18 protein-coding genes are annotated in these 18,811 nt (G+C 44.5%); 16 read left to right on the top strand and 2 right to left on the bottom strand.

Annotated features, from left to right (window positions below; translation table 11 throughout):
- Positions 1-56: 56 nt before the first annotated feature.
- Complete coding sequence (rne, locus tag IQP38_RS11925) at positions 57-3,131, bottom strand: ribonuclease E (protein WP_193837603.1); 3,075 nt, start codon at positions 3,129-3,131, stop codon at positions 57-59.
- A gap of 639 nt (positions 3,132-3,770) precedes the next feature.
- Here rne and rluC point away from each other — a divergent pair.
- Entirely contained in the window at positions 3,771-4,715 is a 945-nt protein-coding gene (rluC, locus tag IQP38_RS11920) for a 23S rRNA pseudouridine(955/2504/2580) synthase RluC (RefSeq protein WP_021033985.1), read from the top strand.
- 58 nt (positions 4,716-4,773) lie between these two features.
- Here rluC and IQP38_RS11915 read toward each other — a convergent pair whose 3' ends face one another.
- On the bottom strand, positions 4,774-5,355 hold the full coding sequence (locus IQP38_RS11915) for a Maf family protein (RefSeq protein WP_054577644.1): 582 nt from the start codon (positions 5,353-5,355) through the stop codon (positions 4,774-4,776).
- A 149-nt stretch (positions 5,356-5,504) separates the two neighbouring features.
- On the opposite strand from IQP38_RS11915, the gene yceD reads away from it, so the two are divergent.
- The 15 genes from yceD (at position 5,505) to IQP38_RS11840 (ending at position 18,653) form a co-directional block, all read left to right on the top strand.
- The gene (gene yceD, locus IQP38_RS11910) at positions 5,505-6,029 is read left to right on the top strand and encodes a 23S rRNA accumulation protein YceD (protein WP_005387307.1); all 525 of its coding nucleotides are present in this window, start codon (positions 5,505-5,507) and stop codon (positions 6,027-6,029) included.
- 59 nt (positions 6,030-6,088) lie between these two features.
- Positions 6,089-6,259: a 50S ribosomal protein L32 gene (gene rpmF, locus IQP38_RS11905; RefSeq protein ID WP_005396978.1), complete on the top strand. Its 171-nt coding sequence runs from the start codon at positions 6,089-6,091 to the stop codon at positions 6,257-6,259.
- 10 nt (positions 6,260-6,269) lie between these two features.
- Positions 6,270-7,295, top strand: coding sequence for a phosphate acyltransferase PlsX (gene plsX / locus IQP38_RS11900; protein WP_017633846.1), 1,026 nt, complete (start codon positions 6,270-6,272; stop codon positions 7,293-7,295).
- Positions 7,296-7,300: 5 nt separating this feature from the next.
- Positions 7,301-8,251 (top strand): beta-ketoacyl-ACP synthase III, encoded by a 951-nt coding sequence (locus tag IQP38_RS11895; RefSeq protein ID WP_017821385.1) that lies wholly within the window; start codon positions 7,301-7,303, stop codon positions 8,249-8,251.
- A 75-nt stretch (positions 8,252-8,326) separates the two neighbouring features.
- Complete coding sequence (fabD, locus tag IQP38_RS11890) at positions 8,327-9,250, top strand: ACP S-malonyltransferase (RefSeq protein WP_005387313.1); 924 nt, start codon at positions 8,327-8,329, stop codon at positions 9,248-9,250.
- Positions 9,251-9,295: 45 nt separating this feature from the next.
- Entirely contained in the window at positions 9,296-10,030 is a 735-nt protein-coding gene (gene fabG, locus IQP38_RS11885) for a 3-oxoacyl-ACP reductase FabG (protein WP_025767222.1), read from the top strand.
- A 246-nt stretch (positions 10,031-10,276) separates the two neighbouring features.
- The gene (gene acpP / locus IQP38_RS11880) at positions 10,277-10,510 is read left to right on the top strand and encodes an acyl carrier protein (RefSeq protein ID WP_004406112.1); all 234 of its coding nucleotides are present in this window, start codon (positions 10,277-10,279) and stop codon (positions 10,508-10,510) included.
- A 93-nt stretch (positions 10,511-10,603) separates the two neighbouring features.
- Positions 10,604-11,854 carry a beta-ketoacyl-ACP synthase II gene (gene fabF, locus IQP38_RS11875; RefSeq protein ID WP_005372948.1) on the top strand — a complete coding sequence of 417 codons (1,251 nt, stop codon included), beginning with the start codon at positions 10,604-10,606 and terminating at the stop codon, positions 11,852-11,854.
- 107 nt (positions 11,855-11,961) lie between these two features.
- Complete coding sequence (pabC, locus tag IQP38_RS11870; protein ID WP_005372949.1) at positions 11,962-12,777, top strand: aminodeoxychorismate lyase; 816 nt, start codon at positions 11,962-11,964, stop codon at positions 12,775-12,777.
- On the top strand, positions 12,774-13,790 hold the full coding sequence (gene mltG, locus IQP38_RS11865; protein ID WP_054576217.1) for an endolytic transglycosylase MltG: 1,017 nt from the start codon (positions 12,774-12,776) through the stop codon (positions 13,788-13,790). The genes pabC and mltG overlap by 4 nt, the downstream gene beginning before the upstream one ends.
- On the top strand, positions 13,787-14,419 hold the full coding sequence (gene tmk, locus IQP38_RS11860; RefSeq protein WP_005387350.1) for a dTMP kinase: 633 nt from the start codon (positions 13,787-13,789) through the stop codon (positions 14,417-14,419). The genes mltG and tmk overlap by 4 nt, the downstream gene beginning before the upstream one ends.
- Positions 14,420-14,443: 24 nt before the next feature.
- Entirely contained in the window at positions 14,444-15,406 is a 963-nt protein-coding gene (locus IQP38_RS11855; protein ID WP_017633842.1) for a DNA polymerase III subunit delta', read from the top strand.
- Positions 15,397-16,164 carry a TatD family hydrolase gene (locus tag IQP38_RS11850; protein WP_017633841.1) on the top strand — a complete coding sequence of 256 codons (768 nt, stop codon included), beginning with the start codon at positions 15,397-15,399 and terminating at the stop codon, positions 16,162-16,164. Before IQP38_RS11855 ends, IQP38_RS11850 begins: the two co-directional genes overlap by 10 nt.
- Positions 16,165-16,608: 444 nt before the next feature.
- On the top strand, positions 16,609-18,039 hold the full coding sequence (gene ptsG, locus IQP38_RS11845) for a PTS glucose transporter subunit IIBC (protein ID WP_005372959.1): 1,431 nt from the start codon (positions 16,609-16,611) through the stop codon (positions 18,037-18,039).
- A gap of 212 nt (positions 18,040-18,251) precedes the next feature.
- Positions 18,252-18,653, top strand: coding sequence for a hypothetical protein (locus IQP38_RS11840; protein ID WP_005372960.1), 402 nt, complete (start codon positions 18,252-18,254; stop codon positions 18,651-18,653).
- Positions 18,654-18,811 lie beyond the last annotated feature (158 nt).

Raw genomic sequence — 18,811 nt, 5'->3', positions numbered from 1 at the left:
AGATGGTAGCCTTTAATTTATTTATGCCGTTAAGCAGTTGAACGTAATGATTTAGCCTAGTTAAAGTTAGGCTTTGTCATCTCTGCCGATGCGCGGTTTTTAGCCACTTGGCTACCCGCACCTTTAGCTTGGTAACGTTCGGTTTTGAACGGTGCTGCTGCAACCGTGATTTCGCGTAGCTCTTGAGGGCCAGGTGCTTTTGTCATCGGTGCGCTAGCGTTTAGCTTAGCAGCAACTTTGATGGCTTCGACTTTAGGCTCTGGTTTAGCTACTGGCGCTTCGGCTGCAATCTCTTTTGCTGCTTCAACCACAGGCTCTTCAGCTGGTGCCGTTTCTACAATGGCATCAACCGGTTCAGCATGTTCAGTTGCAGGAGTTTCAACGATAGGCTCTACAGAGGCTGTTTCTACTACTGCCGATTCAGTTTTTTCTGCGATTACTGCTTCCACAACAGGTGCTTCTACTGCTGGAGATTCAACTTTCGCTTCAACGGTTTCTTGAACCTTGTGTTCAACAACTGGAGCATCTGTTACGACAGGTTGCTCGCGACGAATAATCACTTTACCCATTGCCATTTCTGGACACGCAAAGCCACCTTGGATTGTAGGTACTGCTGCTACAGCTTCTTCCTTAACTCGCTCTTCCTTCTTAGGTGCTGGTTTCGGAATGTAACGTGGCATTACTTTACCCATAGCCATTTCAGGAGAAGCGACACCTCCCTTACGTAGGCGGAACGGGTTAGGGCGGCGATCACGGCCACGGCGACGACGCTGGCCGCTTGCACGCAGGTGACGTGGCGAACGACGATTACGACGTTGCTTAGACTCTGCTTGCTTGTTGTCTTGCTGTGCTTCTACCGCTGCTTCTGTTGGCTTCTCAACTTTGGTTTCAACCGTTTCTTGAGTCTTAACCGCTGTTTCTTCGGCTTTCCTCTCAACCGCTTCTTGGTCTTTAACGCGTACAGACTTGTTCAGTTTGCGACGTTGGCGACGCTCCTTCACTTTTTCTGCTTTCGCGTTTTGTTGCTTTGGTTTGCTCTCTTCTGGTTTTGTTTCAGTTCGAGCTTCCGCCGCTAGCTGCAGGCCTTTTTCCGCTACTTTTGCATTTGCTTTTTGCTCTTGGGCTTTGTCTGCTTGTTGAGCTTTAGGCTTACGCTTTTGGTTGCGGTTTTGCTGTTTATTGGTTTGTTGTTGAGCTTCGTTTTGCTCATTCGCTTGCTCATCACGAGGCTTACGACGACGTCGGTTATCGCGATTGTCGCGGTTATCACGATTATCGCGCTGGTTGTTATTGCGACGACGATCGTTGCGATCACGCTTATTACGTCGATTATCGCGATTTGGTTTTTTCTCTTCCTGAGGTTTCTGTTCTTCTTTTGTTTCTTCAGAACCACCGAATAGGAAGCTACCAAGTGCTTTAAACAGACGGCTGAACAATCCAGGTTTCTCTTCTTGTTCAACATTTTGTTCTTTCTTCTTCGCCTCAGGAGCTGGTTTAGCTGCTGGTGCAGGTGCGGTTTGAGACGGAGCAGCAAAGCCTTTAAGAACTGGCTCTTCAATTCGTTTTGGTTTTACGTCAACTTCCGCTGGCTCTTTACCTTCTGCTTCTTTCATTGCTTCCAGTTTCTTAGGAAGTAAGTAAGATATCAGATCGAACTCTTCGCCTTCACGAACACGGATAACTTCAAAGTGCGGTGTTTCCATATCAGAGTTAGGAACAACCGTAATTTTCACTTCTTGAATGCGTTCGATATGGTTTACTGAACGACGTTTTTCGTTCAATAAGTAAGAGGCGATTGGCACAGGTACGACTGCAAGTACTTGTGCTGTGTTGTCTTTTAGCGCTTCCTCTTCAATTAAACGAAGTACAGAAAGTGCTAGAGATTCGTTGTCGCGAACGACACCAGTTCCGCTACAGCGAGGACAGATGTGATGGCTTGCTTCTGCAAGAGAAGGGCTCAAGCGCTGGCGTGACATCTCCAACAAACCAAAGCGAGAAATACGACCGATTTGTACACGAGCGCGGTCAAGGCGAACGGCTTCACGTAGACGGTTTTCTACTTCTCGTTGGTGACGAACTGGGGTCATATCGATAAAGTCGATAACCACTAAGCCACCTAAGTCACGTAGACGCAATTGGCGAGCAATTTCGTCGGCTGCTTCTAGGTTCGTGTTTAGAGCTGTTTCTTCAATATCGCCGCCCTTGGTTGCACGAGCAGAGTTGATATCGATAGACGTTAGTGCTTCAGTCGGGTCAATAACAATAGAACCACCAGATGGCAGACGCACTTCACGTTGGAAAGCCGATTCAATTTGGCTTTCGATTTGGTAGTGGCTGAATAGTGGAACTTCACCTTCATATTTCTTAACGCGGTTAAGGAAATCAGGGCGCACCAATTGAATGTGCTCTTTTGCACGTTCGTAGATGGTGTTGCTATCAATTAAGATTTCGCCAATATCACGACGCAAATAGTCACGGATTGCACGAACGATAACGTTACTTTCTTGGTGGATTAAGAATGGAGCAGGGTTAGAGTCCGCTGCACCTTTGATTGCACCCCAGTGGTTAAGTAGTACATTCAAATCCCACTCAAGCTCTTCAGCACTCTTGCCAACGCCAGCAGTACGTACGATTAGGCCCATGCCCTGAGGCAGTTCCAAAGTACTTAATGCGGCTTTTAGTTGAGTACGCTCGTCACCTTCGATTCGACGAGAAATACCGCCAGCACGAGGGTTGTTAGGCATCAGAACAAGGTAACTACCAGCAAGAGAAATGAAAGTAGTAAGAGCTGCGCCCTTGCTTCCACGTTCTTCTTTTTCCACTTGAACGATAACTTCTTGGCCTTCCGTTAGCACTTCTTTGATGCTTGGACGACCTTGGTAGGTGTAACCTTCAGGGAAATATTCGCGGGCAATTTCTTTGAGAGGGAGGAAACCGTGACGCTCGGCGCCGTAATCAACAAATGCGGCTTCTAAGCTTGGTTCGATACGTGTGATACGTCCTTTGTAGATATTCGCTTTTTTAGATTCATGTCCTGGACTCTCGATATCAAGATCGAAAAGTCGCTGGCCATCAACCAGAGCGACACGCAACTCTTCTTTTTGAGTTGCGTTAATTAACATTCTTTTCATTGAAAATTCTCGTTGTCTTTTCTTTTATATCTTTCTTGTCGACTTGCCACTGTTTTTTCGCTCTTTCACGGTGCCTGATCCCATGGCTTGTATTTTGCAGCCTCCCGGCTGGAAGGGGATGCTCTCGGGCACTTCAGTCATCACAAGCCTCTTGTGGTTTCTGTTGGAAACGTAGACTTGTGACCCGCTATTTGGGCGGTAGGTACTCAACGTGAATATGCGAGGAGTAGGGTGGCAAGAGTGTTGAATTCGATGTGTCTCACGCCAATGCTGCACTCGACCTTCAACGATCTACTCACATTGCTTGAGGATAAATGATTGGTAATGAATAAAATGTAACCAAACCTTCCTTAGCAGCTGTGAACTATAGCAGTGCGCGTGGCTATCAGCAATCTGCTTTCACGCAAACGATAGAAAATTTGCCGCTAAACTCAAAATTTCTATTTTATAACTGGCTGTTTCATAAGCAATTGAGATGTGCAAACTGTTCAAGACAGAAAACAAATTGAGAACTTGATTGAGAGTTTTAATAATTTAAACAAAAGCTTGGCGAAATTTAGACCAGTATGTGCCACGGAGTGTTTCTTTTACGACAAGAATAATGTGAAGTCGCACGAAATTGAGTTTACAATACCGCCCATGAACGAAATAAGAACAAAAGTCCAGTTCGTCGATATCGACGAAGATATGGCGGGTCAGCGCATTGATAATTTTTTGCGCAACCAATTAAAAGACATTCCTAAAAGCATGATTTACCGAATTGTGCGTAAGGGCGAAGTGCGCGTAAATAAAAAGCGTATAAAAGCAGAGTACAAGTTAAAAGCAGGCGATCTCGTTCGTATTCCACCGGTGACCGTCGAGAAAAAAGATGACGATGTCGCACCAAGTACGAAACTTAACAAAGTCGCTGAGTTGGAAAATATGATTATCTTCGAAGATGATCATATGTTGATTCTAAACAAACCATCTGGCACCGCTGTGCATGGTGGCAGTGGTTTAAAGTTTGGTGCGATTGAAGCGCTTAGGGCTCTGCGTCCTCAAGCTCGCTTTCTTGAACTTGTGCATCGTATTGACCGTGATACTTCAGGGATTTTGCTGGTTGCTAAGAAGCGTTCTGCACTTCGTCACTTGCAAGCCCAGTTTCGTGAAAAGACAGTAAAGAAGTTTTACTTAGCTCTTGTCATGGGGCAATGGAAAAGCAGTTGTAAGGTTGTGAACGCGCCACTGCTCAAAAACGAAGTGAACAGTATTGTTCGTGTTAACCCTAATGGTAAGCCGTCAGAAACGCGTTTTAAGATTTTGGAAAAGTTCGAACAAGCTACATTGATTCAGGCGAGTCCGATTACTGGTCGAACTCACCAAATCCGAGTTCATACGCAATACACTGGTCACCCAATCGCTTGGGATGATCGCTACGGTGATCGTCGCTTTGACGCTTACACAGGTCAAGTTGGTTTAGATCGTTTGTTCCTACACGCGGCAAACATCAAGTTCCAACACCCATCAAATGATGAGTGGATGGAAATCAACGCACCGATGGAACCGAAACTAGAAAAAGTGTTGGCGGGTTTAAGAAACGCGTAACCATGTTTTCCTCGCGGATGCAAAAGGGAGCCTGTGGCTCCCTTTTATCGTATTTGGGTTAAAGGACATCGAGTCCTTGAACATGCAACATATCAATCAAATCAATCAATGGTAGTCCGACAAGTGTGTTCGGGTCTTTACCAACTAATTTCGTAAACAAGCAAATTCCCATGCCTTCGCTTTTAAAGCTGCCTGCGCAGTAAAAAGGTTCTTCCCTGTCGACGTAGCGTTTGATTTGTTCAAGCGTTAAATCTCTAAAGTGCACCTCGAAAGAATCAAAGCCGACTTCTGTATGGTTTGTGACGGTGTTATGTACCGCAAGACCAGTATAGAAAGTGATGACTTTTCCACTTTGAGCCAAAAGTTGATTTATCGCGTTATCTCTATTTAAAGGCTTGCCAACGATTTCACCATTAATGACACAAACTTGGTCACTGCCGATAACTAAACTTGCTTTATCCGTCTGGCAAGATATTGCTTTCTCTTGGGCCAGTCTCTGCACAAGTTCAGTTGGCGTTTCTTGGTCAAAAGGTGTTTCATCGCAATCAGGTGATAAACAAACGAATGGTAGTGAGAGCTTTTCAAGCAGTTGTTTACGAAAAGGGGAAGTTGAGGCTAAAACCAGTTGGTAATTTTTCATTTTGAATTACAATTCGTGGGAGCATTTCCAATAGGATAATCGATCAAAAATGATTCTGGCTAATGCTCTGTATGTTAAGCGCAAAAAAGTACAACTTTTTTGCCTTTTTCTTTGACTAATTTTGATTTGGAAGATAATATTCGCGCCCTATGCAAAAGGTAAAAATACCGCGAACGGTTGACCCAGCTAAAGCTGCACAGAAACGATTGGATTACGATGGCATCATCCAAGCTAGTCTTTTCAAGCGCTTAGTGGAAACAACTGAAGGCGTAAAACGCGACGCAGAAGTCTCATTGTCATTTGGGATGGATGAACAGCGACTCGTTGTTATCTCTGGTAAAGCTAACATCGAAGTCGATTTAGAGTGTCAGCGTTGTAATGAGGTATTCGCACATGAGTGCGAAGTTGAATTCCTTTCTACTCCTTACTACGGTGAGAAAACAGAACAGGAAGCACCAGAAATTTATGATTTGGTAGATCTAAATGAATATGGTGAATTAGACCTCATACAACTTGTTGAAGACGAGTTCATCTTAGCATTACCTCAAATTGCGATGCACGATGAAGCGGATTGTAGCGTTGATTCAAATAACATGGTTTTTGGTGAGATTCCTGAAGAAATTGAGGAAGAAAAACCGAATCCATTCGACGTTTTGAAAAGTCTGAAAAAGTAATAGGTGTGGTAGCCGATTCTTCTTCAGGTTTTTAACCCAATAGTATAGGAGTAGGGTCAATGGCCGTACAGAAAAACCGTAAAACTCGTTCTAAGCGCGGTATGCGTCGTTCACACGATGCGCTAACTACAGCTGCTCTATCTGTAGACGCGACTTCTGGTGAAACTCACCTACGCCACAACGTAACTGCTGAAGGTTACTACCGTGGTCAAAAGGTTATCAACAAGTAAGGTTGAACCTTTGCAAAGTATTACCGTTGCACTTGATGCAATGGGCGGGGATTTCGGTCCACGCGTAACAGTGCCTGCCGCCGTGCAGGCACTGTCTCATTTCCCAGAGCTAAAAGTGATTCTTATTGGTGATCAATCTCTGATCACGTCTCAATTATCTCAACTCGGTACCTCGACCAGTTCCCGCTTGACTATTCTTCACAGCGAGAAAGTTATCTCGAACTCAGAAAAACCTTCATTGGCGTTGCGTAATAGCCAAAATAGTTCTATGCGTATGGCTATCGATTTGGTTTCTGAGCAGAAAGCGGATGCTTGTGTTAGTGGTGGCAACACCGGTGCATTAATGGCACTATCGCGTTTCATTCTTAAGTTACTTCCTGGCATTGAACGTCCTGCTTTAGTTTCCGCTTTACCGACGATTACCGGAAAGCGCACTTGGATGCTAGATCTGGGGGCGAATGTATCGTGCGATGCTGATAGCTTGTTCCAATTTGCTGTAATGGGCAGTGCATTAGCTGAAGAACACTTGGGTCGTCCTCCTCGCGTTGCTGTACTCAATATTGGCGCAGAAGAGATTAAAGGTAACGATTTAGTCAAACGTTGCGCAGAAATGCTTTCTCAGACCGATGCGATTAACTTTGTCGGTTATATTGAAGGTAATCAAATTTTGCATGATGTTGCTGACGTCATTGTTTGTGATGGATTTGTCGGCAACGTATGCTTAAAAGCCAGTGAGGGAACAGCTCAACTTTTTATCGAAAAAATTAAAACCAGCATAATGGCATCAACGATAAAGGGTTGGATAGCTAGAAAGTTGTTTTCTAGGCTGTTTAATGAACTAAAAACACTGAACCCCGACCAGTATAACGGCGCAAGTTTGCTAGGATTGCGCGGCATTGTCATAAAAAGCCATGGAAGTGCGGATGTATCTGCGATTGTCAATGCACTTGGCGAGGCAGTACACGAGGTCAAACGACAAGTACCAAGCCGTATTAGCGATCGTTTGGAAGCGGTTTTACTCGAGAGGCATTATTAGTCTTCATGTATAGCAAAATTTTAGGTACTGGCAGCTACCTGCCATCTCAGGTGCGTACAAACGCAGATCTAGAGAAAATGGTAGATACAAGTGATGAGTGGATCGTTGCTCGCACGGGTATTAAAGAGCGTCGAATTGCTGCAGAAAACGAGACTGTAGCAGACATGGCATTCTACGCAGCTGAAAACGCTATCGATATGGCGGGTATTGATAAAAACGATATCGACCTGATTATCGTAGCCACAACGAGCAGTAGCCATACTTTCCCTTCATCTGCGTGTCAGGTGCAGGCAAAGCTTGGCATTAAAGGTTGTCCAGCTTTTGACTTAGCCGCTGCTTGTTCTGGTTTTGTGTACGCATTATCTGTTGCAGACCAACATATCAAATCTGGTATGTGCAAAAACGTACTTGTGATTGGTTCAGATGCTTTGTCTAAAACGTGTGATCCGACAGACCGTTCAACCATTATCCTATTTGGTGATGGTGCCGGAGCCGTTGTCGTAGGCGCTAGCCAAGAGCCTGGCATTATCTCTACCCACATATACTCGGATGGTCAATTCGGAGAGCTTCTAAGCCTACCTGTACCTGTGCGGGGGCAAGATGCGGATAAATGGCTTCATATGGCTGGGAACGAAGTATTCAAAGTCGCTGTCACTCAGCTATCGAAACTAGTAAAAGATACGCTTGAAGCCAACAACATGCATAAGTCTGAACTAGACTGGCTAGTGCCGCACCAAGCGAACTACCGCATTATTTCAGCGACAGCGAAGAAACTTTCGATGTCACTAGACCAAGTCGTGATTACACTTGATAAACACGGCAACACATCAGCTGCGACGGTGCCAACAGCACTAGATGAAGCGGTACGTGATGGTCGTATTAAACGCGGTCAAACTCTGCTTCTTGAAGCGTTTGGCGGCGGATTCACTTGGGGCTCGGCCCTTGTGAAGTTCTAAGTTTCACAAGAATTCAAAATTTAAGGTGCACTTGGTGCATCTTATTTCTTTTTACTTTGCTTAAAGGAAAACAACATGAGCAAGTTTGCTATCGTATTTCCAGGTCAAGGTTCTCAAGCTGTAGGTATGCTTGCAGAACTAGGCGAACAATATGACGTAGTAAAACAAACATTTGCAGAAGCATCTGACGCACTAGGTTACGATCTATGGGCGCTTGTTCAAAATGGACCTGCAGAAGATTTAAACGAGACTTTCCGTACTCAACCAGCTTTGCTAGCTTCATCTGTTGCAATCTGGCGTGTATGGCAGGAACTTGGCTTAGAGCAACCAGCAAACCTAGCCGGTCACAGCCTAGGTGAGTACTCAGCACTTGTATGTGCGGGTGTTATTGACTTTAAAGAAGCCATCAAGCTGGTTGAATTACGTGGTCAACTTATGCAAGAAGCAGTACCAGCTGGTACTGGCGCAATGTACGCGATTATCGGTTTGGCTGATGATGCGATTGCAAAAGCGTGTGAAGACGCAGCGCAAGGCGAAGTGGTCTCTCCAGTAAACTTTAACTCGCCTGGTCAAGTCGTTATCGCTGGTAGCAAAGACGCAGTAGAGCGAGCTGGTGCGCTATGTAAAGAAGCTGGTGCGAAGCGTGCGCTTCCTCTTCCTGTTTCAGTACCTTCACACTGTGCACTTATGAAGCCAGCAGCGGAAAAACTTGCTGTAGCTCTTGAGTCTATCGAATTTAACTCACCACAGCTGCCAGTTATCAACAACGTTGATGTGGTTGCTGAGACAGATCCTGCAAAAATCAAAGATGCGCTTGTTCGTCAGCTACATAGCCCAGTTCGTTGGACTGAAACAGTTGAACTGATGCACGAACAAGGCGTAGAAAATCTTCTTGAGCTTGGTCCTGGTAAAGTTTTAACAGGTCTAACAAAACGTATCGTGAAAACGCTAACTGCAGCAGCAGTGAATGATATCGCATCGCTAGACGCTGCGAAGTAATCCATCAAGCGATAAATTTGCGATAAGAAAAGGAAACACAACATGATGAATCTAGAAGGTAAGATCGCGCTAGTTACCGGCGCAAGCCGTGGTATTGGCCGCGCGATCGCGGAACTTCTTGTCGAGCGAGGTGCTACGGTTATCGGTACTGCTACTTCTGAAAGTGGTGCGGCTGCTATCAGCGAGTATCTTGGTGATAACGGTAAAGGCTTAGCGCTTAACGTGACTGATGTCGAGTCTATCGAAGCGACATTAAAAACGATCAACGAAGAATTTGGTGTGATCGATATTCTGGTGAATAACGCTGGTATTACTCGTGACAACCTATTGATGCGCATGAAAGATGATGAGTGGAACGACATCATCGATACCAACCTAACGCCTATCTACCGCATGTCTAAAGCGGTTTTACGCGGTATGATGAAAAAACGTGCGGGTCGTATCATCAACGTAGGCTCTGTTGTTGGTACCATGGGTAATGCTGGTCAAACTAACTACGCAGCAGCGAAAGCGGGCGTGATTGGTTTTACTAAATCAATGGCTCGTGAAGTTGCGTCTCGTGGTGTAACAGTGAACACTGTTGCTCCTGGTTTCATCGAAACTGACATGACTAAGGCGCTAAGTGATGACCAACGTGCGGCAACTTTGTCGAACGTGCCAGCAGGTCGTTTAGGTGACCCACGTGAAATTGCATCAGCAGTAGTTTTCCTTGCTTCTCCTGAAGCAGCGTACATTACTGGTGAAACTTTGCATGTAAATGGTGGCATGTACATGGTTTAATGCGACAGTTTATGCAAAATAAGCTATTTTACATTGTGAAAAATAGCCTATAGTTGCAGTTAACTGTCATGAACTTGTCATGCTTATGCGCAAGATTTGTGCATGATTTAAGTCAAAAATGTATTGAAATTCGGTTAAATTCGCTAATTTTGTGGTTTGACCAGCAAGGACCCCCTTGCAACTTTCAATAGTTCGAATAAACTACGGAATCATCGCATTAGGCGAAATCTGTAAAGGAAAAGAAAAATGAGCAACATCGAAGAACGCGTAAAGAAAATCATTGTTGAACAGCTAGGTGTAGACGAAGCAGAAGTTAAAAACGAAGCTTCTTTCGTTGATGATCTAGGTGCTGATTCTCTAGACACTGTAGAACTAGTTATGGCTCTAGAAGAGGAATTCGACACTGAGATTCCTGACGAAGAAGCTGAGAAGATCACTACTGTTCAAGCTGCAATCGACTACGTAAACAGCGCTCAGTAATTAGCTCTCCCAGGCGGTCTCCTAGACCGCCTGTGTTCTTTCTAACTTCTTCTATCCTCTCATAGAAATATTCAATTCCCGGAGAATTATATCGTGTCCAAGCGTCGTGTAGTTGTCACTGGCATGGGTATGTTGTCACCGGTAGGCAACACAGTAGAATCATCTTGGAAAGCCCTGCTAGAAGGTCAAAGTGGTATCGTAAATATCGAGCACTTTGATACTACGAACTTCTCAACTCGTTTTGCAGGTCTTGTTAAAGATTTCGATTGCACAGAGTACATGTCTAAAAAAGATGCTCGTAAGATGGACCTTTTCATCCAGTACGGCATTGCAGCGGGTATTCAAGCTCTTGATAACTCTGGCTTACAAATTACCGAAGAAAATGCGGCTCGAGTTGGTGTTGCTATCGGCTCAGGCATTGGCGGTCTTGACCTTATCGAAACTGGCCATACTGCATTAGTAGACAAAGGCCCTCGCAAAGTTAGCCCATTTTTTGTTCCTTCGACCATTGTAAACATGGTTGCAGGTAACCTATCTATCATGCGTGGTCTCCGTGGTCCAAATATCGCGATTTCTACCGCATGTACTACTGGCCTGCATAATATCGGCCATGCAGCACGTATGATTGCCTACGGCGATGCAGATGCGATGGTTGCTGGTGGTGCAGAAAAAGCTTCTACGCCTCTTGGCATGGCTGGCTTCGGTGCAGCTAAAGCACTATCTACTCGTAATGAAGAGCCTCAAAAAGCGTCTCGCCCATGGGATAAAGGCCGTGATGGTTTTGTTCTAGGTGATGGTGCTGGCATGATGGTGCTTGAAGAGTACGAACACGCAAAAGCACGTGGCGCGAAGATTTACGCAGAACTGGTTGGTTTTGGTATGTCTGGTGATGCTTACCACATGACTTCTCCAAGCGAAGATGGCTCTGGTGGTGCACTTGCGATGGAAGCGGCAATGCGTGACGCGAACATCACAGGTACCCAAGTAGGTTATGTGAATGCTCACGGTACATCTACTCCTGCTGGCGACGTTGCAGAAATCAAGGGCGTGAAACGTGCTCTTGGTGAAGAAGGTGCGAAGCAAGTACTTGTATCATCAACTAAGTCTATGACTGGTCACCTATTAGGTGCAGCAGGCTCTGTTGAAGCAATTATCACGGTTATGTCTTTGGTTGACCAAATCGTTCCACCAACGATTAACCTTGATGATCCAGAAGAAGGTCTAGACATCGACCTTGTGCCGCACACTGCGCGCAAAGTTGAAGGTATGGAATACGCTATCTGTAACTCGTTTGGCTTTGGTGGTACAAACGGTTCTTTGATCTTCAAAAAGTTCGCTGAGTAACACTATCTAACCTTATTTAGATAAGCGAAACTTGTATTCTAACGGCTCGATGCTTAGCATTGAGCCGTTTTGTTTTATTTGTTGTCTGCTAATTTGAAGGTACGTGAATGTTTTGGGTAAATGGAGTTCCGCAAACGCATGTAGAGCTAGGTGATCGCTCATTCCAATACGGTGATGGAGGCTTTACCACCATCCTGACCCAAAATGGAGAGTTGGTTTACTGGCAAGAACATACTGAGCGCATGAGTGCTTGCCTTGACGCTTTGAAGATCTCTTCACCTGACTGGAAAGTTGTGCATGATTGGGCAAGCAAAGCGGTTTTATCTGACGCACGAGCGGGGGTGAAGATTCACGTTAGCCGCGGTATTGGCGGGCGAGGGTATAGCCCTAATGGGATTAAAGGCCCTATCGTGACGATTTCCAATTTTGCGTTTCCTTCTCATTATTCATCTTGGCAAGAACAAGGTGTGGACTTGGGCGTTTGTAATACTCGTCTAGGGATTCAACCTTTACTTGCGGGACATAAGCACAACAACCGTTTAGAGCAGATTCTCGCCAAGGCTGAAATCGACAATACAGAGTTTGCAGATGCAATAACGTTAAATGTGCAAAACCATGTCATTGAAACTACAATGGCCAACCTTTTTTGGGTTAAAGGTAATAAAGTATTTACGCCGGAGCTGACCTTATCAGGCGTTACGGGCGTAATGCGTCGTAAGGTGCTTGAGTTACTTAAAGTAAGTCATATTGAAGTCATCGAGGGGCGTTTTATACTTCCAGATTTGCTGAGTGCTGACGAGGCTTTCATGTGTAACTCAATATTAGGTGTCGCACCTATTCGCAGCATAGTGACATCGAACTCTAAGACTATATTTCCGATAGGAAAATTGACTCAACGACTGCAAGGGAATTTAACTACGTGATTAAAAAACTGTTGGCTTTTGTTGTGCTGATCGCAGTGATAGGCGCAGCAGCTGTTTTTTATATAATTTCACAGGCTAAACAATACGTTGAAAAGCCTATTCTATTGGAACAACCTCAGCTGTTTACTGTAGAAAGTGGTACAAGCTTTCATCATGTCATGCGCGCCTTAGTTGAAGATGAGGTGATTGAAACATCGGAGTACATCCGTTTAATTCCTCACTTATATCCAGAATTGTTGCAAGTGCGAGCGGGTACTTACCAACTTGAGCCTGGTATGTCGCTTTCGCAAACATTGGAGCATCTGAATACTGGAAAAGAATACCAGTTTGCGATCACTTTTGTTGAAGGCAGCCGCTTTTCTGAATGGGTAGATCAACTAAAAAGTGCTCCTTATTTAAAGCATGATTTAACCGATCTTTCAGAAAAAGAAATGGCTGCGAAGCTCGGAATTGAGAGAGAAAAGCTAGAAGGGTTGTTTTTAGCAGAAACCTACCATTACACAGCGGGTGCGAGTGAAAGCCAGTTATTAAAACGAGCGCATCGAAAACTCAATAAAATACTGGATGCTAGCTGGGAAGCTCGTCAAGAAAAGCTGCCATTACAGGATAAATATGAAGCCTTGATTCTCGCGTCTATCATCGAGAAAGAGACGGCTATTGATTCTGAGCGTGAGCGCGTCGCTTCTGTGTTTATCAACCGATTGAACAAACGCATGCGGTTACAAACTGATCCGACAGTTATTTATGGTATGGGTGACGCCTACGATGGCAACATTCGTAAGAAAGATTTGCGTACGCCGACACCATATAACACCTATACCATCAATGGTTTGCCACCAACACCGATTGCGATGGCTGGTGAAGCTTCCATTGAAGCGGCTTTGAATCCAGAAAGCAGCAACTATTTATATTTTGTAGCAAGTGGAAAGGGCGGACATGTATTTTCGAAATCCCTTGCTGAGCACAACCGTGCTGTTCGTGCCTATTTAAGAGAACTAAGAAAGAAAAAATGATGAAAGCAAACTTTATTGTCGTTGAAGGCCTAGAAGGCGCGGGTAAAAGCACTGCGATTAAAACCGTTTTAGATACGCTAAAAGCGGCCGGTATTGAGGATATCGTAAATACCCGTGAGCCAGGAGGCACACCGCTAGCAGAAAAAATGCGCGCTCTGGTGAAAGAAGAGCACGAAGGCGAAGAACTTAAGGACATGACGGAGTTGCTTCTTCTGTACGCTGCACGTGTTCAGTTGGTTGAGAACGTGATCAAACCAGCTTTGGAAAACGGTCAGTGGGTGGTTGGTGACCGACACGATATGTCGTCGCAAGCTTATCAAGGTGGTGGCCGTCAGATTGACGCATCGTTAATGAAAAATCTCCGGGATACAACGCTTGGTGATTTTAAACCTGCTCTCACTCTCTATATGGATATTGACCCTCGTGTTGGGCTTGAGCGTGCGCGTGGGCGTGGTGAGTTAGATCGTATAGAGAAGATGGATATTAGTTTCTTCGAGCGTACACGTGAGCGTTATTTGGAGATTGCTCATGCCGATCCTTCCATCGTTATCATTAACGCAGAACAGACGATTGAAGGCGTGTCGCGTGATATTCGGGACGCTCTAAACGAGTGGCTAGCTCGTCAATAAGTGAAACGTAAATTTAGGTGACTCATGTTAAATGATTATCCATGGCTACAGCCAATATGGGATAACCTCAAAGTAGGGTTAGAGTCGGACAGAATACCAGGTGCGCTTTTATTACAAAGCGAGCAGGGCTTGGGCATCGAAAAACTTATCGAGTTTTTTAGCCAAGTACTTCTTTGCCAAAATTACGCGAGTGAAGCATGCGGTTTTTGTCATAGCTGCCAGCTAAATCAATCTCAAAACCACCCTGATTTACACTGGATCAAGCCAGAGAAAGAAGGAAAGGCGATAACGGTGGACCAAATTCGCGCTTGTAACCGTCTTGCTCAGGAATCATCTCAGCTTAATGGTTACCGCCTATTTGTAATAGAACCGGCGGACTCTATGAACGAGTCGGCATCGAATGCGCTGTTAAAGACGCTAGAAGAGCCTGGGGCAAAGTGCTTGTTTTTGCTCGTTACCCACAATCAGGAGCGTCTGCTCCCAACGATTCGTAGCCGTTGCCAACACTGGGTTGTTGCGCCTCCGTCAGCGGAACAAGCGATGCAATGGATGCACGAACAAGGGGCGAAGCAAGTTCCTGCTTATGCCTTAAAACTGAATATGGGCTCTCCAATAAAAACATTGGATGCGTTAAATAATGGTGAGCTCGAAGCTTACTTGGCTTTTGAACGCAGTTTTATTAAGGCAATGTCTTCGCCTGTTTCAGACGTTTCTGAGTGTGCTTCTTTAATCGCTAAACACTCAGAGCAATCACTAGACTGGGCATGGTATTTACTGACAGATGCTCAGAAAGCGCAGTTTGGTGTATCAGAAGCTCAAATGCTTCCGGGTGCGACAAAGTTTCAATCGGACAACTATAACGGTTTGTACTCATCAGCGAAGGCGCTGATGAACCTGAAAGCTCAGGTGCAAGCCTTTCCTGGCCTGAACCTTGAGCTACTATCAATGAATTGGTTAATTGAATCACGAGAGGCATTATGTTCGTAGATTCTCATTGTCATTTAGACAAATTGAATTACGACGATCTCCACATCAATGTGGAAGACGTTATTAACAAAGCTAAACAAGCAAACGTAACTGAACTACTTTCTGTTGGAGTAACGCTGGATTCTTTCCCGAAAATGATGGAAATGATCGAGCCTTATGACAATGTTTATGCTTCGTGCGGTGTGCACCCACTTGATGTTGAAAGCGACTTTTCGATGGACGTATTGCGCCACCATGCGTCGAATGCAAAAGTCGTCGCTATTGGCGAAACGGGTTTAGATTATCATTACAAGCCCGAAACGGCCGCGTTACAGAAAGAGCGCTTTGAGCAACACGTTGATCTTGCAGTGGAGCTCAACAAACCTTTAATTATCCATACCAGAAACGCACGTGCGGATACTCTAGATATTTTGCGTAAGGGTGGGGCAGAGAAATGTGGTGGTGTTATCCACTGTTTTACAGAAGATCTTCCATTTGCTGAAGCTGCACTGGAGCTGGGGTTTTATATTTCTATCTCGGGGATTGTTACTTTCCGTCAAGCTACAGAGCTAAAAGAAGTGGTGAAGACTCTACCTTTAGAGAAGCTTCTTATTGAGACAGATTCTCCTTACTTGGCTCCTGTCCCTCATCGTGGCAAAGAGAATCAACCCGCTTATGTTGTCGAAGTCGCTTCTTATATTGCGCAACTCAAATCGTGCTCTCTTTCTGAAGTGGCACAAAAAACCACCGAAAACTTCCGAGATCTTTTTTTGCGATGAAAAAATAATAAGAGCATAAAAAAGGAGCTTAGGCTCCTTTTTTGTTGATAAAAACAACAGATACGCTCACGAGTTTAATGTTTACTAAAAATGTTGATTTAATAACATTCAAAAATCACAAATGTAATTTTGTTACTAAAAATAACATTGAGGCGTATTTTATTTACGCCTTAAAATTAATTATATAAATAATTAATTCTTTATAAAACAGTAATATAAGTGCAATGCAAACCTTTTCATCGGCTGTTTTTGGGTGTGATCCAAGACTTGTTTTGAAACTAAATTTCGTAACTGTGTGGAAAGTTTGAGGGTCATCAATATATATTTAGAGCCGGAAAATATAATGCAGTTGTGGTTACATTTTCATTGGGTGCTAACCTTTAGGCTACGGGGGTGTGCCGTTAGTGCCCAAATAATACTTATAAATTTATCAGGAGCATAAACATGTTTAAGAACCTTTTTGCTAACCTGCAAAAAGTTGGTAAGGCTCTGATGCTTCCAGTATCAGTTTTACCAGTTGCAGGTATTTTATTAGGTGTGGGTGCTGCCCATCTAAGCTTTATTCCAGAGATCGTTTCTAATCTTATGGAACAAGCTGGTGGTTCAGTATTCGGCCAAATGGCACTTCTATTTGCAGTAGGTGTAGCTCTAGGCTTCACTAACAACGACGGTGTTGCAGGTCTTGCAGCTATCGTTGGTTACGGCATCATGACGGCAACGCTAGGTGTAATGGCGGGCGTTATGGGTGTTGAGAAAATCGATACAGGTGTACTAGGTGGTATCCTTGTCGGTGGTGTGGCTGCTTGGGCATTCAACCGTTTCTTCAAAATCCAACTTCCAGAGTACCTTGGCTTCTTCGCTGGTAAGCGCGCAGTGCCAATCATCACTGGTTTTGCTGCGATCATCCTAGGTGTTATCCTTTCTGTTATCTGGCCACCAATTGGCGGTGCAATTTCTGCATTCTCTGATTGGGCTGCACACCAAAACCCACAGCTAGCATTCGGTATCTACGGTGTTGTTGAGCGTTCTCTAATCCCATTCGGTCTACACCACGTATGGAACGTACCGTTCTTCTTCGAAGCAGGTTCTTGTGTTAACGCTGCCGGTGAAGCTCAAAATGGTGTACTAACTTGTTACCTAGTTGCTGATGAAGCATCTCGTGCTGCTGGTAATGGCTTCGGTCAGCTAGCGGGTGGTTACATGTTCAAGATGTTCGGTCTACCAGCTGCAGCAATCGCAATTGCTCATTGTGCTAAACCAGAAAACCGTGCAAAAGTAATGGGTATCATGGCGTCAGCTGCACTGACTTCATTCCTAACTGGTATTACTGAGCCAATCGAATTCTCATTCCTATTCGTTGCTCCACTACTATACGGTATCCACGCTCTACTAGCTGGTTCTGCATACATCGTTTCGAACACTCTAGGCTTTGTACACGGTACTTCTTTCTCTCACGGTCTGATCGACTTCCTAGTTCTATCTGGTAACGCTCAGAAGATGGTGCTAATGATTGCCGTTGGTCTAGTTTACGCAGTAATTTACTACGTAGTGTTCCGTGGTGTAATCACAGCGCTTGACCTAAAAACACCTGGCCGTGAAGATGAAACGGAAAGTGCAGCTGTAACTTCTGGCTCTGATATGGGCGGTGAACTGGTTGCAGCGTTTGGCGGTAAAGCTAACATTACTGGTCTAGATGCATGTATCACACGTCTACGTGTAGCAGTTGCAGATACAGCAGCTGTTGACCAAGACAAGCTAAAACAACTAGGCGCTGCTGGTGTTGTAGTTGTAGCTGGTGGTGTACAGGCTATCTTCGGTACTAAGTCTGATAACCTAAAAACTGAAATGGATGAGTGGATTCGTAACCACGGTTAATCGCAGTCATTCATAGTAATGCATAAAAGGAGGCTTCGGCCTCCTTTTTTAGTTCCTATTTTATTAACTGACAGTTCCTTTTTAGTGTGATCCTAAACTCATCTTTACTTTTGTCAGCTTTTTCATACATCGAGCTTACCCATCGTTGACATATTGATATGCCATTATGTTTGAATAGCGAATAATGTTTTTTTGAATAATTGATAACGTGTATGAAGAACAAATTCATTTTAGTTTTGGGACTAGTTTCTAGTACGGCAATGGCGGCAAGCGAACCAACGGATCTATCAGTTGGTATGGCTGTCGATCAACAATTAAGTGTTGTTGTAGAGTTAGATAACAAATATCGTGGCATTATCGGAAACGATGGTATGGCGTTTGATTACATCGCTAAGCGTGGAACATTCGATCAAAACATGCCTGTGACTTGGTATGTCGGCGTTGGTGGCTGGTATGAATGGGATGACGAGTTTGGTGTGAGAGTACCACTTGGTGTGAACTGGGATTTATCACGCGGCTGGGACCTTTATGGCCAAATACACCCAGAGCTAGATCTTTACAAAGGTGCTGACTTGCAACTTGGCGGCGCCGTTGGCATCAAGTACAGTTTCTAGAATTGAACTAATGTATGTATAAAAAAACGCCGGTAACTACCGGCGTTTTTTTGTATGGAATGTGCCGTCCTAAATAAGGTTGACACTTTCCACCCCCAAAATTGGAGAGTGTTATGAAATCAACAACTAAAAGAACTCAGCGCGATTACTCCCTCGCT

Origin of the sequence: Vibrio sp. OPT41 (genome assembly GCF_015163595.1) — a bacterium.
Lineage (GTDB): Bacteria > Pseudomonadota > Gammaproteobacteria > Enterobacterales > Vibrionaceae > Vibrio > Vibrio alginolyticus.
Note: the sequence above shows the minus strand (reverse complement) of the source record. Positions and strands in the feature narration are given on the sequence as shown.

Bases quoted from the DNA above. Each gene is read 5' to 3' on its own strand.
- rluC (WP_021033985.1), top strand. From the start codon at position 3,771: ATGAACGAAATAAGAACAAAAGTCCAGTTCGTCGATATCGACGAAGAT.
- IQP38_RS11850 (WP_017633841.1), top strand. From the start codon at position 15,397: ATGTTCGTAGATTCTCATTGTCATTTAGACAAATTGAATTACGACGAT.
- rne (WP_193837603.1), bottom strand. From the start codon at position 3,131: ATGAAAAGAATGTTAATTAACGCAACTCAAAAAGAAGAGTTGCGTGTC.
- fabD (WP_005387313.1), top strand. From the start codon at position 8,327: ATGAGCAAGTTTGCTATCGTATTTCCAGGTCAAGGTTCTCAAGCTGTA.
- acpP (WP_004406112.1), top strand. From the start codon at position 10,277: ATGAGCAACATCGAAGAACGCGTAAAGAAAATCATTGTTGAACAGCTA.
- yceD (WP_005387307.1), top strand. From the start codon at position 5,505: ATGCAAAAGGTAAAAATACCGCGAACGGTTGACCCAGCTAAAGCTGCA.
- ptsG (WP_005372959.1), top strand. From the start codon at position 16,609: ATGTTTAAGAACCTTTTTGCTAACCTGCAAAAAGTTGGTAAGGCTCTG.
- IQP38_RS11855 (WP_017633842.1), top strand. From the start codon at position 14,444: ATGTTAAATGATTATCCATGGCTACAGCCAATATGGGATAACCTCAAA.
- fabG (WP_025767222.1), top strand. From the start codon at position 9,296: ATGAATCTAGAAGGTAAGATCGCGCTAGTTACCGGCGCAAGCCGTGGT.
- IQP38_RS11915 (WP_054577644.1), bottom strand. From the start codon at position 5,355: ATGAAAAATTACCAACTGGTTTTAGCCTCAACTTCCCCTTTTCGTAAA.
- IQP38_RS11840 (WP_005372960.1), top strand. From the start codon at position 18,252: ATGAAGAACAAATTCATTTTAGTTTTGGGACTAGTTTCTAGTACGGCA.
- pabC (WP_005372949.1), top strand. From the start codon at position 11,962: ATGTTTTGGGTAAATGGAGTTCCGCAAACGCATGTAGAGCTAGGTGAT.
- rpmF (WP_005396978.1), top strand. From the start codon at position 6,089: ATGGCCGTACAGAAAAACCGTAAAACTCGTTCTAAGCGCGGTATGCGT.
- IQP38_RS11895 (WP_017821385.1), top strand. From the start codon at position 7,301: ATGTATAGCAAAATTTTAGGTACTGGCAGCTACCTGCCATCTCAGGTG.
- tmk (WP_005387350.1), top strand. From the start codon at position 13,787: ATGATGAAAGCAAACTTTATTGTCGTTGAAGGCCTAGAAGGCGCGGGT.